Source organism: Burkholderia sp. Bp8998 (genome assembly GCF_003854235.1).
Classification (GTDB): domain Bacteria; phylum Pseudomonadota; class Gammaproteobacteria; order Burkholderiales; family Burkholderiaceae; genus Burkholderia.
In genome coordinates this window covers 113,621-127,995 of sequence record NZ_QTQF01000018.1, presented here as the reverse complement: position 1 = coordinate 127,995, position 14,375 = coordinate 113,621, and the positions used below count along the sequence as shown (strand labels likewise).

General features: G+C 66.5%; 16 protein-coding genes and 1 tRNA gene. 12 read left to right on the top strand and 5 right to left on the bottom strand.

All coding sequences use genetic code 11. The annotated features are described in order from the left end of the window. The first annotated feature begins 10 nt into the window (after window positions 1-10). The 4 genes from DIE06_RS19370 to DIE06_RS19355 all read left to right on the top strand — a co-directional run bounded on the left by DIE06_RS19370 (window position 11) and on the right by DIE06_RS19355 (window position 3,294). Window positions 11-550 (top strand): PTS sugar transporter subunit IIA, encoded by a 540-nt coding sequence (locus tag DIE06_RS19370; RefSeq protein ID WP_082664695.1) that lies wholly within the window; start codon window positions 11-13, stop codon window positions 548-550. 129 nt (window positions 551-679) lie between these two features. After that, on the top strand, window positions 680-1,648 hold the full coding sequence (hprK, locus tag DIE06_RS19365) for an HPr(Ser) kinase/phosphatase (RefSeq protein WP_006483133.1): 969 nt from the start codon (window positions 680-682) through the stop codon (window positions 1,646-1,648). Between the two features lie 75 nt (window positions 1,649-1,723). Continuing rightward, on the top strand, window positions 1,724-2,632 hold the full coding sequence (gene rapZ, locus DIE06_RS19360; RefSeq protein WP_124662732.1) for an RNase adapter RapZ: 909 nt from the start codon (window positions 1,724-1,726) through the stop codon (window positions 2,630-2,632). Window positions 2,633-2,658: 26 nt separating this feature from the next. Beyond that, complete coding sequence (locus DIE06_RS19355) at window positions 2,659-3,294, top strand: LON peptidase substrate-binding domain-containing protein (RefSeq protein ID WP_124662731.1); 636 nt, start codon at window positions 2,659-2,661, stop codon at window positions 3,292-3,294. 120 nt (window positions 3,295-3,414) lie between these two features. Here the strand turns inward: DIE06_RS19355 and mutY are convergent, their stop codons facing one another. Together mutY and mutM are read right to left on the bottom strand one after the other, a co-directional pair. Further along, window positions 3,415-4,521 carry an A/G-specific adenine glycosylase gene (mutY, locus tag DIE06_RS19350; RefSeq protein ID WP_124662730.1) on the bottom strand — a complete coding sequence of 369 codons (1,107 nt, stop codon included), beginning with the start codon at window positions 4,519-4,521 and terminating at the stop codon, window positions 3,415-3,417. A 37-nt stretch (window positions 4,522-4,558) separates the two neighbouring features. Continuing rightward, on the bottom strand, window positions 4,559-5,386 hold the full coding sequence (gene mutM, locus DIE06_RS19345; RefSeq protein ID WP_124662729.1) for a bifunctional DNA-formamidopyrimidine glycosylase/DNA-(apurinic or apyrimidinic site) lyase: 828 nt from the start codon (window positions 5,384-5,386) through the stop codon (window positions 4,559-4,561). Window positions 5,387-5,472: 86 nt separating this feature from the next. Between mutM and DIE06_RS19340 the strand changes: the two genes are divergently transcribed. From DIE06_RS19340 to hisC, 8 genes are all read left to right on the top strand, one after another. Further along, complete coding sequence (locus DIE06_RS19340) at window positions 5,473-7,296, top strand: tetratricopeptide repeat protein (RefSeq protein WP_124662728.1); 1,824 nt, start codon at window positions 5,473-5,475, stop codon at window positions 7,294-7,296. Continuing rightward, the gene (gene lolB, locus DIE06_RS19335; protein ID WP_124662727.1) at window positions 7,296-7,916 is read left to right on the top strand and encodes a lipoprotein insertase outer membrane protein LolB; all 621 of its coding nucleotides are present in this window, start codon (window positions 7,296-7,298) and stop codon (window positions 7,914-7,916) included. Before DIE06_RS19340 ends, lolB begins: the two co-directional genes overlap by 1 nt. Window positions 7,917-7,943: 27 nt before the next feature. Then, window positions 7,944-8,825, top strand: coding sequence for a 4-(cytidine 5'-diphospho)-2-C-methyl-D-erythritol kinase (gene ispE / locus DIE06_RS19330; RefSeq protein ID WP_124662726.1), 882 nt, complete (start codon window positions 7,944-7,946; stop codon window positions 8,823-8,825). 53 nt (window positions 8,826-8,878) lie between these two features. Then, a tRNA-Gln gene (locus DIE06_RS19325) sits at window positions 8,879-8,955 on the top strand. Between the two features lie 44 nt (window positions 8,956-8,999). Next, window positions 9,000-9,962, top strand: a complete 963-nt coding sequence (locus tag DIE06_RS19320) for a ribose-phosphate pyrophosphokinase (protein ID WP_011886066.1) — start codon at window positions 9,000-9,002, stop codon at window positions 9,960-9,962. Between the two features lie 161 nt (window positions 9,963-10,123). Next, on the top strand, window positions 10,124-10,732 hold the full coding sequence (locus DIE06_RS19315; RefSeq protein WP_124616985.1) for a 50S ribosomal protein L25/general stress protein Ctc: 609 nt from the start codon (window positions 10,124-10,126) through the stop codon (window positions 10,730-10,732). Between the two features lie 120 nt (window positions 10,733-10,852). Beyond that, the gene (gene pth, locus DIE06_RS19305; RefSeq protein WP_006753283.1) at window positions 10,853-11,452 is read left to right on the top strand and encodes an aminoacyl-tRNA hydrolase; all 600 of its coding nucleotides are present in this window, start codon (window positions 10,853-10,855) and stop codon (window positions 11,450-11,452) included. Window positions 11,453-11,590: 138 nt separating this feature from the next. Next, window positions 11,591-12,658, top strand: a complete 1,068-nt coding sequence (hisC, locus tag DIE06_RS19300) for a histidinol-phosphate transaminase (RefSeq protein WP_124662724.1) — start codon at window positions 11,591-11,593, stop codon at window positions 12,656-12,658. 84 nt (window positions 12,659-12,742) lie between these two features. On the opposite strand, the gene DIE06_RS19295 is transcribed toward hisC, so the two are convergent. The 3 genes from DIE06_RS19295 to rsmD all read right to left on the bottom strand — a co-directional run bounded on the left by DIE06_RS19295 (window position 12,743) and on the right by rsmD (window position 14,292). Beyond that, window positions 12,743-13,009, bottom strand: coding sequence for a YfhL family 4Fe-4S dicluster ferredoxin (locus tag DIE06_RS19295; RefSeq protein WP_006760398.1), 267 nt, complete (start codon window positions 13,007-13,009; stop codon window positions 12,743-12,745). Window positions 13,010-13,068: 59 nt separating this feature from the next. Then, complete coding sequence (gene coaD / locus DIE06_RS19290) at window positions 13,069-13,566, bottom strand: pantetheine-phosphate adenylyltransferase (protein ID WP_006398238.1); 498 nt, start codon at window positions 13,564-13,566, stop codon at window positions 13,069-13,071. Window positions 13,567-13,677: 111 nt separating this feature from the next. Further along, window positions 13,678-14,292 (bottom strand): 16S rRNA (guanine(966)-N(2))-methyltransferase RsmD, encoded by a 615-nt coding sequence (gene rsmD / locus DIE06_RS19285; RefSeq protein WP_124662723.1) that lies wholly within the window; start codon window positions 14,290-14,292, stop codon window positions 13,678-13,680. Between the last annotated feature and the right edge of the window lie 83 nt (window positions 14,293-14,375).

Here is a 14,375-nt window from a genome sequence, read left to right as displayed (position 1 = left end):
CAGGTTGCCGATGCCGAACGCCTTGATATCGCCGAACATGGAAAATCAGTCTGCCGCCGCAAGGAGACCCCAGGCCGCCCAATCGCCTGCCAACATGAATCGCCTAGCCAAAATCCTGCCCATAGAGAACGTCGTCATCGACCTCTCCGTCACCAGCAAGAAACGCGTCTTCGAACAAGCCGGGCTGATTTTCGAGAATCAGAACGGCATCGCCCGCAGCACCGTCACGGACAACCTGTTCGCGCGCGAGCGCCTCGGCTCGACCGGGCTCGGCGAAGGCGTCGCGATTCCGCACGGGCGCATCAAGGGGCTCAAGCACCCGCTCGCCGCGTTCGTGCGGCTCGCCGACGCGATCCCGTTCGAAGCGCCCGACGGCCAGCCTGTCGGTCTCCTGATTTTCCTGCTCGTCCCCGAGCAAGCCACCCAGCAGCACCTCGAAATCCTGTCGGAAATCGCGCAACTGCTGTCCGATCGCGACGCGCGAGAGCGTCTGCACAACGAAACGGATCTCGCCGAGTTGCATCGCCTGCTCACTCAGTGGCAACCTTGAGTTGATCCGGGCGGAATATTTTCCCGAACGAGGCGGCACGTGCCGCCGTCCAGGGCCGCCCGGCGCCGGTCCGGCATGGCGACGCCCGTCGCCGCGCGCATGCACCGGCTCATTGGAGTGACGAGAGTCATGGATACGTCCAGCATCAACGCCCAGAGCATCTTCGACGACAACGCGGCCACGCTGAAGCTGAGCTGGCTGACGGGGCATGAAGGCTGGGAGCGCGGTTTTTCGGCCGACACCGTCGGCAACGCGACGTCGAGCGCCGACCTCGTCGGCCACCTGAACCTGATCCACCCGAACCGGATCCAGGTGCTCGGCGAAGCCGAAATCGACTACTACCAGCGGCAGACCGACGAAGACCGTTCGCGCCACATGGCCGAGCTGATCGCACTCGAACCGCCATTCCTCGTCGTCGCCGGCGGCGCCGCCGCGCCACCCGAGCTCGTGCTGCGCTGCACGCGCTCGTCCACGCCGCTGTTCACGACGCCGATGTCGGCTGCCGCGGTGATCGACAGCCTGCGGCTCTACATGTCGCGCATCCTCGCGCCGCGCGCGACGCTGCACGGCGTGTTCCTCGACATCCTCGGGATGGGTGTGCTGCTCACCGGCGACTCCGGGCTCGGCAAGAGCGAGCTCGGCCTCGAACTCATCAGCCGCGGCCACGGCCTCGTCGCCGACGACGCCGTCGATTTCGTCCGACTTGGCCCCGATTTCGTCGAAGGCCGCTGCCCGCCGCTGCTGCAGAACCTGCTCGAAGTGCGCGGCCTCGGCCTGCTCGACATCAAGACGATCTTCGGTGAAACCGCGGTGCGCCGGAAAATGAAGCTGAAGCTGATCGTCCAGCTCGTGCGCCGCCCGGACGGCGAATTCCAGCGGCTGCCGCTGGAAAGCCAGACGGTCGACGTGCTCGGCTTGCCGATCAGCAAGGTCACGATCCAGGTGGCGGCCGGCCGCAACCTCGCGGTGCTCGTCGAAGCGGCCGTGCGGAACACGATCCTGCAGTTGCGCGGAATCGACACGTTGCGCGATTTCATGGATCGGCAACGACTCGCGATGCAAGATCCCGACAGTCAGTTCCCCGGCAAGCTCGTGTAACCTCCCCGCGCCGGCCTCGTAGCGCCGACGCGTCGAGCCGGTGCTATGATGAAACGTCAGGATTCTCTGCTTCCCATGCGCATCGTCCTCATCACCGGCATCTCCGGCTCAGGCAAGTCCGTCGCGCTGAACGCGCTTGAAGACGCAGGCTACTACTGCGTCGACAACCTGCCGCCGCACGTGCTCCCCGAACTCGCCCGCTACCTTGCCGACGGCGGCCAGCACCGGCTCGCGGTCGCGATCGATGCGCGTTCGAGCGCGTCGCTGGACGAGATGCCCGGCCTGATCCGCGCGCTGTCGCTCGAGCACGATGTCCGCGTGCTGTTCCTCAACGCGAGCACGCAGGCGCTGATTCAGCGCTTCTCCGAAACGCGCCGGCGCCACCCGCTGTCCGGCTCGCCGTCGCACGATGCGAACGTCGGGCTGCTGTCGTCGCTCGAGGAAGCGATCGAGCGCGAGCGCGACCTGGTCGCGCCGCTCGCCGAATTCGGTCACCAGATCGATACCAGTACGCTGCGCGCGAACGTGCTGCGCACGTGGGTCAAGCGCTTCATCGAGCAGAAGAACAACGACCTGATGGTGATGTTCGAGTCATTCGGCTTCAAGCGCGGCGTGCCGCTCGATGCCGACCTGATGTTCGACGTGCGCGCGCTGCCGAACCCGTACTACGACCATGAGCTGCGCCCGCTCACCGGGCTGGACCAGCCGGTCATCGCCTTTCTCGACGCACTGCCGATCGTCCACCAGATGATCGACGACATCCATGCGTTCCTGATGAAATGGCTGCCGCACTTTCGCGAAGACAACCGCAGCTACCTGACCGTCGCCATCGGCTGCACGGGCGGTCAGCATCGCTCGGTGTTCATCGCGGAAACGCTCGCCGCGCGCCTCGCGCACGATGCGAACGTGATCGTGCGGCATCGTGACGCGCCGGTGGATGTCGACGCGTCGTCGCGGCTCGTCACCGAGGTCGAACGACCTTAGCGACACCGCCCACTCGCCGGCGCGCCATGTCCACCCTATCGACCACCCTGATCGACCTGCCGCTGTTTCCGCTGCACACGGTGCTGTTCCCCGGTGGCTTGCTGCCGCTCAAGGTGTTCGAGGCGCGCTACCTCGACATGTCCCGCGCATGCCTACGCGACGACGCGCCGTTCGGCGTGTGCCTCTTGAAGAGCGGGCCCGAAGTCGCGCAGGACGGCGCCGTGTCGGTGCCCGAGACGATCGGCTGCATGGCGCGCATTACCGAGTGCGACACCGGCGAATTCGGGATGCTGTACCTGCAGGCGATCGGCACGCAGCGATTCGAGCTGCTGTCGTATCGCGTCGAAGGCAACGGGCTGCTGGTCGGGATCGCGGAGCCGCTGCCCGACGACATCCCGCTCGAAGGCGAACAGGCGCTCGCGCAGTTCGGCTCGTGCGCCGAGGTGCTCGAACGCATCATCGAAGCGCTGAAGAAATCCGAACCGGACAAGATGCCGTTCGGCGAACCGTTCCGCCTCGACGACCCGAGCTGGGTGTCGAACCGCCTCTCGGAACTGCTGCCGCTCGACCTGCGCGCGCGGCAGAAGCTGATGGAGTTTCCGGATGTCGGTGCGCGGATCGACGCCGTGCACCACGTGCTCGACCGGCACGGCTGGCTGTAAGCCGCAGCCGACCTGCCGCGCCGCACCGGCGTCGCGGGGCGGATCATCCCGACACGCGAAACGCCCGCGGCGGCCCGGCGCTTCCGTCAGCGCGACCCGCACCGCGCCCTTCCCCTTTCGTTACAGCAGCGGCCCACTCAGCGCATCGAGCAGCTTGCGCACGGGCGCGGGCACGCCGTACGCATCGAGCCCGGCGAGCGGTACCCACGCCGTCTCGGCATCCTGCGCATGCGCGAGCGGCGGCCCGCCGTGTGTCATGTCGCTCAGCCGCGGCTCGATCTCGAGGCGGAAATGCGTGAACGTGTGCGTGAACGGCGCGAGCGGCACCGGGCCGCCGCCGCCGAAACCGCGTGCGAGTTCAGCGAGTGCCGCATCGCCGTCCGCCTGCGGCAGGCACCACAGGCCGCCCCAGATGCCGGCGGGCGGACGCCGCTCGAGCAGCACGGCGTCGCCGTCGCGCAGCACGAGCATCCAGGTCTTGCGCGTCGGCACGGCCTTCTTCGGCCGCGCGGCCGGCAGTTCGCGCTGCCGGCCCGTCGACTGCGCGACGCAGTCGCCCGCGAACGGACAGCGCACGCAATCAGGCTTGCCGCGCACGCACAGCGTCGCGCCGAGATCCATCAGCCCCTGCGTATAGGCGCTCACGTCGGCCGCATTCGCGGCATCGGGCAGCAGCGATTCGGCCAGCGCCCACATGTCGTTCTCGACTCGCTTCTCGCCCGGGAAGCCTTCGACGCCGAACACCCGCGCCAGCACGCGCTTCACGTTGCCGTCGAGGATCGTCGCGCGCGCACCATACGCGAACGACGCGATCGCCGCGGCCGTCGAGCGGCCGATGCCCGGCAGTTCGGCGAGCGCTTCCGGCGTCGACGGGAATACGCCGCCATGCTCGGCGACGACGACCTGCGCGCAGCGGTGCAGGTTGCGTGCGCGCGAGTAGTAGCCAAGCCCGGCCCACAGCGCCATCACGTCGTCGGACGGCGCGGCCGCGAGCGCGGCGACGTCGGGAAAGCGCTCGACAAAGCGCGTGTAATACGGGACGACGGTCGAGACCTGCGTCTGCTGCAGCATGATTTCCGACAGCCAGATCCAGTAGGGATCGCGGGTGTTCTGCCACGGCAGGTCGTGGCGGCCGTGCACGCGCTGCCAGGCGATCAGGCGCGTGGCGAACGTGCGGTGCAGCGGCGTGACGGGGAACGGAGCAGGAGCAATGCGGGGCGGCTTCAAGTGTTCGAATCTTTGGAAAGAGGTTTCAACGCGGGACTCAACGCTGGCAGGTCGGGCAATAGTAGGTCGAGCGCTGCCCCTGCACGATCTGGCGGATCGGCGTGCCGCATACGCGGCAAGGCAGCCCCGCACGGTCGTAGACGAAGCAGTCGAGCTGGAAATAGCCGCTCTCGCCGTTGCTGCCGACGAAATCGCGCAGCGTGCTGCCGCCACGCTCGATCGCATCGGCGAGCGTCGCGCGCACCGCGTCGGCCAGTCGCTCATAGCGCGGCAGCGACACCTTGCCGGCGGCGGTCGTCGGCCGGATGCCCGCGCGAAACAGGCTCTCCGACGCATAGATGTTGCCGACGCCGACGACCATGTCGCCCGCGAGCAGCGCCTGCTTGACCGACACCGTGCGGCCGCGCGTGCGCGTGTGCAGCAGCGCGCCGGTGAACGCCGGCGAGAACGGCTCGACGCCAAGGCTCGCGAGCAGCGGATGGGCATGCACGTCGCCCGCTTCGCGCGGATGCCACAGCACCGCGCCGAAACGGCGCGGATCTCGGAACCGCAGCACGAATTCATCGAAGATCCAGTCGATATGATCGTGTTTCGCGGCGACCGGCACGCCCGCCGCGGGCAGCACGCGCAGCGTGCCCGTCATCCCGAGATGAACGATGAACCAGCCCGCGTCGACCTCGAACAACAGGTACTTGCCGCGACGCTCGACGGCGAGCACCTCGCGTGCGCGCAATTGCTCGGCGAGCCCCGCCGGCACGGGCCAGCGCAGCATCGCGGTACGGACGTCGACACGCTCGACGCGGCGGCCCGCGACAAAGGGCTCGATGCCCCGGCGCGTGACTTCGACTTCTGGCAACTCTGGCATGTTTTGCGGGTCTGAGACTGGATTCACGATCGTGCGTGTATTGTAGCGAGCGCGTTACAATCGGTTGAAACATCGAACGGATTTCCATGACCCTGCCCTCGAAGCTGCTTCTGAAGCGCCCCGCCGCCGAGCGCGGCGTGCGTGCCTTCCCGGTCCGCCGTGCGCTCGGCGCCGCGCTGTTCGCCGCCTGGACCCTCACCGCCTTCCCGGCTCACGCGCAGGATCCGGCATCGGACGACGCGGAGCCGCAGGGCGCGTTCGAGCACGTGATGCCGGACGAGCAAAAGGATCTCCCGGGCGTCCCGCTGACGAGCCAGATCGTCTACCAGGTGCTGGCCGCCGAGGTCGCGCTTCAGCGCAACCAGCCGGCGCCGGCCTACCAGACCTACCTCGCGCTCGCCCGTGACACGCGCGATCCGCGCATGGCGCAGCGTGCGACCGAGATCGCGCTCGGCGCGCAAAGCCCGGCCGACGCGCTGTCCGCGGCCAATCTGTGGCGCCAGTACGCCCCCGATTCGAACCGCGCATCGCAAGTCGACGCCGCGCTGCTCGTGCTCGCCGGCAAGCCGGCCGACGCGCAGCCGATGCTCGCGCGCGAACTGGCCCGCGCGACCGGCGAAACGCGCGGCCCCGCGATCCTCGCGCTGCAGGCGCTGCTGGTGCGCGGCGCCGACCGCGTCGGCGGCCTCGCGGTGCTGAAGGACATGTTGAAGAACGACATGAACCGCCCGGAGGCGCAGCTCGCGATCGCGCGACAGCAGCTCGCGGTCGACGACAAGGAAGGCGCCGCGCAGTCGCTGAAGCTGGCGCTGCAGATCCGCCCCGACTATCTGCCGGCGGCGTTGATGCTGTCGCAGATGGGGCCCGCCGAGCGCGCGAGCGGCATCGCGTCGTTCGAGAAATATGTTCAGCAGAATCCGAAGTCGCGCGATGCGCGCCTCGCGCTGTCGCAGCTGTACCTCGCCGACGACCGCCTCGACGACGCGCAGAAGCAGTTCGAGACGATGCGCAAGCTCGACTCGAAAGACCCGACGCCGCTGATGGCGCTCGCGCTGATCAAGATCCAGCAGAAGAAACTCGACGATGCGAGCGCGTATCTGAAACAGTACGTGCAGCTCGCCAACAAGCAGCCGAACCTCGACGTCGGCCAGGGGTACATCTACCTCGCGCAGATCTCGATCGAGCAGGGCAATGACGCGCAGGCGTCGCAATGGCTCGACAAGGTCGACCAGACGAGCCAGCACTACCTGCCCGCACAGATCACGCGCGCGCAACTGCTGCAGAAACAGGGCAAGACCGACGAGGCGCGCAAGGTGCTCGACGACCTGCCGATCAGCGATCCGCGCGATGCGGCCGTGGTCGCACGCACCGACGCGTCGATCCTGTTCACCGCGAAGCGCTTTCCGGAAGCCGAGGCGCGACTCGCGCAGGCCGTCCAGGACTTCCCGGACGATCCCGACCTGCGCTACGACTACGCGATGGCGGCCGAGAAGACGGGCAACTACGCGGCGATGGAAAAGCAGCTGCGCGAGCTGATCCGCACGCAGCCCGACAACCCGCAGGCGTACAACGCGCTCGGCTATTCGCTGGCCGATCGCAACCAGCGTCTGCCCGAAGCCAGCAAGCTGATCGACAAGGCACTGTCGCTCGCGCCGAACGACGCGTACATCATGGACAGCCTCGGCTGGGTGAAGTACCGGATGGGCGACGCCGCCGGCGCGGCGAAGGTGCTGCGGCGCGCGTACGAGCTGCAGCCGAACGCCGAGATCGGCGCGCACCTCGGCGAAGTGCTGTGGAAGAGCGGTGCGCAGGACGACGCGCGTACCGCGTGGCGCGCCGCGCAGAAGCTCGAGCCCGACAACGACACGCTCGTGCGGACGCTCAAGCGCCTGCAGATCAACGGACTCTGATGCGGATGTTCCCGATGCTTTCCCTGTCTTCCCGCGCGCTGCGCACGCTGGCCGCGGCCGGCGCCGCGCTCGCGCTCGCCGGCTGCGCGAGCACGCCGCCGTCGGCGAATGCGCCGGCGGGCACCGTGCTGCAGACGGCCGCGACGCATGCGTACCACGGCCGCTTCGCGGTGCAGTACAGCGACCGCCTCGGCAGACCGCAGAACGTATACGGCAATTTCGACTGGCAGGAGCACGGCGACGACCTGTCGCTGGAGCTGCGCAGCCCGCTCGGCCAGACACTCGCGGTCGTGAAATCGACGCCGCAGACCGCGTCGCTCGAACTGCCGAACCGCCAGCCGCAATACGCGACGGACGTCGGTGAGCTGATGCAGAACACGCTCGGCTTCTCGCTGCCGCTGGCCGGCCTGCGCTACTGGCTGCTGCCGACGCCCGCGCCCGCGACGCCCGCGCAGACGGTGCGCGACCCGGCCGACGCGACGCGCGTCAAGCAGATCCGCCAGGACGGCTGGACGATCGACTATCTCGCCTACGCGGACGCCCCGGCCACGGGCGTCAAACGCGTCAACCTCGTGCGTGCGACGCCGCCGCTCGACATCAAGCTCGTGCTCGACCAGTAAGCACGTGAACCCAGCCCCGACATACGCATGACCGATTCGACCCGCTCGCTGCGCAACTGCCTTGCGCCCGCGAAACTCAACCTGTTCCTGCACATCACAGGCCGCCGCCCGAACGGCTATCACGATCTGCAGAGCGTGTTCCAGCTGCTGAACTGGGGTGACACGCTGCACTTCACGCTGCGCGACGACGGTCGCGTCGCACGCGTCACCGACGTGCCGGGCGTGCCCGAGCAAAGCGATCTCGTCGTGCGTGCGGCCAACCTGCTGAAAGCGCACACGGGCACCGCGGCCGGCGTCGACATCGAGATCGACAAATGCTTGCCGATGGGCGCGGGCCTCGGCGGTGGCAGCTCCGACGCGGCGACGACGCTGCTCGCGCTGAACCGCCTGTGGCAACTCGACTTGCCACGCTCGGAACTGCAGTCGCTTGCAGTGAAACTCGGCGCGGACGTCCCGTTTTTTGTTTTTGGAAAAAATGCGTTCGCAGAGGGTATCGGAGAAGAATTAGCTGAGGTAGAATTGCCGACTCGCTGGTTCCTGGTTGTGACGCCGCGAGTTCATGTCCCCACCGCTGAAATTTTTTCAGACGAGTTGTTGACAAGAGATACGAAGCGAGTCACAATTACAGACTTTCTTGCACAGCAAAACAGCGATGCGGGATGGCCAGACAGCTTCGGCCGGAACGACATGCAGCAAGTTGTGACAAGTAAGTACGCGGAAGTTGCGCAGGTGGTCAAATGGTTGTATAATGTGACCCCCGCGAGGATGACCGGCTCCGGAGCAAGCGTGTTTGCAGCGTTTCATAGCAGGCACGAGGCAGAAGCGGCGAAAGCCAAGTTGCCCACCGGTTGGAGCGGTGCAGTTGCCGAGAGTCTGAACGAGCATCCGCTCTTCGCTTTCGCGTCATGAAGTTTTGCTTTGCCGGATGGCCTACAAGTCCGGTGAAGTTATCAGTTGAGTGTAGGGGAGTCGCCAAGTTGGTCAAGGCACCGGATTTTGATTCCGGCATGCGAGGGTTCGAGTCCTTCCTCCCCTGCCAAAAATTTTCCCGCATTTCCCGCCTAAGCCTGAAGCAGGTGCACGATGAGCAGCCACAGCCATGATGGCTTGATGGTCTTTACTGGCAACGCGAATCCCGCGCTCGCCCAGGAAGTCGTCAATATCCTTGGAATCCCCCTCGGCAAAGCAATGGTCAGCCGTTTCTCCGACGGTGAGATCCAGGTCGAGATCCAGGAAAACGTGCGCGGCAAGGACGTCTTCGTCCTGCAATCCACGTGCGCGCCGGCGAACGACAACCTGATGGAACTGATGATCATGGTCGATGCGCTCAAGCGCGCATCCGCCGGCCGGATCACTGCTGCCATCCCCTACTTCGGCTACGCCCGCCAGGATCGCCGCCCGCGTTCGGCGCGCGTCGCGATCTCGGCGAAGATCGTCGCGAACATGCTGGAAATCGCCGGCGTCGAGCGGATCATCACGATGGATCTGCACGCCGACCAGATTCAGGGCTTCTTCGACATCCCGGTCGACAACATCTACGCAACGCCGATTCTGCTGGGCGACCTGCGCAAGCAGAACTACTCGGATCTGCTCGTCGTGTCGCCGGACGTCGGCGGCGTGGTGCGTGCCCGGGCGCTCGCGAAGCAGCTCAACTGTGATCTCGCGATCATCGACAAGCGCCGTCCGAAGGCGAACGTCGCCGAAGTGATGAACATCATCGGTGAAGTCGAAGGCCGCACCTGCGTGATCATGGACGACATGGTCGATACGGCCGGCACGCTCTGCAAGGCCGCGCAAGTGCTGAAGGATCGCGGTGCGAAGCAGGTGTTCGCGTATGCGACGCACCCGGTTCTGTCGGGTGGCGCCGCCGAGCGTATCGCCGCATCGGCACTCGACGAGCTCGTGGTCACCGATACGATCCCGCTGTCGGCCGAATCGCTGGCCTGCTCGAAGATCCGCTCGCTGACGAGCGCGAGCCTGCTGGCCGAAACGTTCTCGCGGATTCGCCGCGGCGACTCGGTGATGTCGCTGTTCGCGGAATCCTGATCGCGAACGACACGATATAGCATGCGCAGAAAGCGAAGCGGCAACGCTTCGCTTTTTGCACAATCGGACGGGATAGACGAAACCCCGTCCGTTTCATCGGGGGCCGCCATTTCGCCGGCCCCGTTTTACTGCCTGGTCGCGGGCAGCTAATGGAGAATCACATGAAAGTCGTCGCTTTCGAGCGCCAACAGCAAGGTACGGGTGCGAGCCGCCGCCTGCGCAACGCCGGTAAGACCACGGGTATCGTCTACGGTGGCGAAGCAGCCCCGCAAAAGATCGAACTCGATCACAACGCGCTGTGGCATGCACTGAAGAAGGAAGCCTTCCACTCGTCGATCCTCGACCTCGAAGTGGCTGGCCAGTCGCAACAAGTTCTGCTGCGCGACGTGCAATACCACCCGTTCAAGCAACTCGTGCTGCACGTGGACTTCCAGCGCGTCGACGCGAAGAAGAAGCTGCACACGAAGGTGCCGCTGCACTTCCTGAACGCTGAAGTCAGCCCGGCAGTGAAGCTGTCGAGCGCAATCGTCTCGCACGTCGCGACGGAAATCGAAGTCGAGTGCCTGCCGTCGGCGCTGCCGGAATTCCTCGAAGTCGATCTGTCGAAGATCGAAGCAGGTCAGTCGCTGCACGCGAAGGACATCGCACTGCCGAACGGCGTCGCGCTGGTCGCGCACGTCGACGCGGAAAACCCGGTTGTCGCGTCGGCGACGGTCCCGGCTGGTGCCGTGTCGGACGCAGCAGGCGAAGGCGAAACGCCGGCTGCCTAAGCGGCTGCGCACGCGCCCGTTCGATCCGTTTCACGAAACGGTCGACGCAACCCGCCGCGGCTTGCCCGGCGGGTTTTTCTTTTTCTGCGCCCAGGCGGGCGCTGCCGCCTACGAAACGTCATGATCAAACTGATCGTCGGCCTCGGCAATCCCGGGGCGGAATACACCGCGACGCGCCACAACGCCGGCTTCTGGCTGATCGACCAGCTCGCCCGCGAAGCCGGCGCGACGCTGCGCGACGAGCGCCGCTTCCACGGCTTTTACGCAAAGGCGCGCCTGCACGGCGAGGAAGTCCACCTGCTCGAGCCGCAAACCTACATGAACCGCTCCGGCCAGTCGGTCGTCGCGCTCGCGAGTTTCTTCAAGATCCTGCCCGACCAGATCCTCGTCGCCCACGACGAACTCGATCTGCCGCCCGGCACCGTGAAGCTGAAGCTCGGCGGCGGTAGCGGCGGCCACAACGGCCTGAAGGACATCTCCGCACATCTGTCGTCGCAGCAGTACTGGCGCCTGCGCATCGGCATCGGCCATCCGCGCGACCTGATCCCGGAAGGCGCGCGCGCCGGCGCGAAGCCCGACGTCGCGAACTTCGTGCTGAAGCCGCCGCGTCGCGAGGAGCAGGACGTGATCGATGCATCGATCGAACGCGCGCTCGCCGTGATGCCGATGGTGGTCAAGGGCGAACTCGACCGCGCGACGATGCAGCTGCATCGCAACTGACCCTCCGCTGCACCGGCGCGGTGCAATGTGCTGCCCGGTTACCGCGGTTACGCCGGGCGGCCCAAGCTCCCGCGCAATTGCGCACTGCAACGCCCACTTGCGGTACTCTGGTCGCTTTTGCCCGTCAGGAGTCAAGCGGTGAGCCGTTACTGGAGCGACGTCGTTCAGCAACTCGTGCCTTACGTGCCGGGCGAACAGCCCGCGCTCGCACACCCCGTCAAGCTGAACACCAACGAGAATCCCTATCCGCCCTCGCCGCGCGTCGTCGCGGCGATCGCACGCGAACTCGGCGACACCGGCGACACGCTGCGCCGCTATCCCGACCCGCTTGCGCGCGCGCTGCGCGAGACGGTCGCGGCCCATCACCGCATCAAGCCCGAGCAGGTCTTCGTCGGCAACGGCTCCGACGAAGTGCTCGCGCACGCGTTCCAGGCCCTGCTCAAGCATGACCGGCCGCTGCGCTTTCCCGACATCTCGTACAGCTTCTACCCGACCTACGCGCGCCTGTACGGCGTCGAGACCACGATCGTGCCGCTCGCGGACGACTTTTCGATCCGCGTCGAAGACTATCTCGACGACGCTGGCGGCGTGCTGTTCCCGAACCCGAACGCGCCGACCGGGCGTGCGCTGCCGCTCGTGGACATCGAGCGGATCGCGGCCGCGAATCCGTCGTCGGTCGTGCTGATCGACGAGGCGTATGTCGATTTCGGCGCGCAATCCGCGATCACGCTGATCGACCACCATCCGAACCTGCTCGTCGTGCACACGACGTCGAAAGCGCGCTCGCTCGCAGGCATGCGCGTCGGCTTCGCGTTCGGCGACGCGGCGTTGATCGACGCACTGAATCGTGTGAAGGACAGCTTCAACTCCTATCCGCTCGACCGGCTCGCGCAGGTCGCCGCGCAGGCGGCATACGAGGACACCGACTATTTCGGCGCAACCTGCCGGCGCGTGATCGACAGCCGCGAGCGGCTCACGCACGCGCTCGAGGCGCTCGGTTTCGACGTCGTGCCGTCGGCCGCGAATTTCGTGTTCGCGCGCCATCCCGCGCACGATGCGGGCGTGATCGCGGCCAGACTGAAGGATCGGGAAATTTTCGTGCGGCACTTCCGGGCGCCGCGCATCGACCAGCACTTGCGCATCACCGTCGGCACCGACGCCGAATGCGACGCGCTCGTCGCGGCATTGCGCGACCTGATCGGCTGAAACGGTAGCGGAAGCTGAAGCGGAACCGGCGCCGAACGGCGCCGGCCAAGGCGTGCGTGACGCCGCGCGTGCGTCACCGCAGGGTCACTGCGCGTCGTCGCCCTTCGCGGCGGTCAACGCGTGATATTTCTCCATCAACTGCGCGTGCGATTCGTCATGCTGCGGATCGCGCGGAATGCATTCGACCGGACACACCTGCTGGCACTGCGGTTCGTCGAAATGGCCGACACACTCGGTGCACTTGTTCGGGTCGATCACGTAGATATCCGGGCCCATCGAAATCGCGCCGTTCGGGCACTCGGGCTCGCACACGTCGCAATTGATGCACTCGTCGGTAATCATCAAGGACATACTGATCTCACTTCTTCAGGCCGGCGGCCGGCTTCGCGACGAAACCGGCCGGCACCGCGTCACGCGGCCGGGCCTCCCATCGCTGCGACTTTCTCGGTCAGCCACTTCTCGACGGACGGGAACACGAACTTGCTGACATCGCCGCCCAACTGCGCGATTTCGCGCACGATCGTCCCCGAGATGAACTGGTACTGATCGGACGGCGTCATGAACATCGTCTCGACGTCGGGCAGCAAATAGCGGTTCATCCCTGCCATCTGGAACTCATATTCGAAATCGGACACGGCACGCAGGCCGCGTACGATCACGCGCGCGTTGTTGGTGCGGACAAAGTCCTTCAACAGGCCCTTGAATCCCATCACCTTCACGTTCGGATAATGGCCGAGCACCTCGTTCGCAATCTTCAGCCGTTCTTCCAGCGAGAAGAACGGCTTCTTCGCGCGGCTGTCGGCCACACCGACCACCAGCGTATCAAAAATGCTCGACGCACGCCGCACGAGGTCTTCGTGCCCGCGCGTCAGCGGATCGAACGTACCGGGATACACGGCGACTACCATGTCGCTCCTCCTGTCATCACGCAAACGGGGTGGCAGCCGTGCGACGCGCACGCCACTGCCGAGATGGGCATGCGTCGCCTTTGCGGTGCGCCGCCTCGTATGGAACGCGCATTATTCATCATTTTCGCGCCGCAGCAAATGATAGTGAACTGCACCGGCCTTGCCGTGCTTCACCACCTGCCAGCCGGCCAGCGCTTCGTGGGCGGCCGGGTCGAGTTCCGCCCCGGTCTCGACGTACAGCGCGCCATCCGGCGCGACGAGCGGCGCCGCCAGCGCGATCGAGCGATCGAGCACGGCCGGCTCGCCGAACGGCGGATCGAGGAACACGAAGTCGAATGCACCCGGGGTCAGCCCGGCCGCGAGCCGCAGCGCGTCGGCTTCCGCGACCTCGACCGAGCGTGCGCCGAGCTTGTCCTTGATCGCGCGCAGCTGCTGCGCCGCGCGCGGGTGGCGCTCGACCATCACGACGCTCGTCGCGCCGCGCGACGCGGCCTCGAACCCGAGCGCGCCGGTGCCCGCGAACAGGTCGAGGCAGCGCCGGCCTTCGAGATCCTGGCCGAGCCAGTTGAACAGCGTCTCGCGCACGCGATCGGGCGTCGGCCGCAGGCCGTCGAGATCGAGCACGGCGAGCGGCGTGCGTTTCCAGTCACCGCCGATGATGCGGATCGTGTGCGGCTTGCCGCGGCTGGAAGGGGCCGCCGGGCGGCCGGAAGAGGAACGGGACATACGGAATATCGACGACGGAGGGACCGGGTACGCACGCGGGCGCACCGCCAAACAGGCGCACGTTACCACAGCGGCGGCACCGG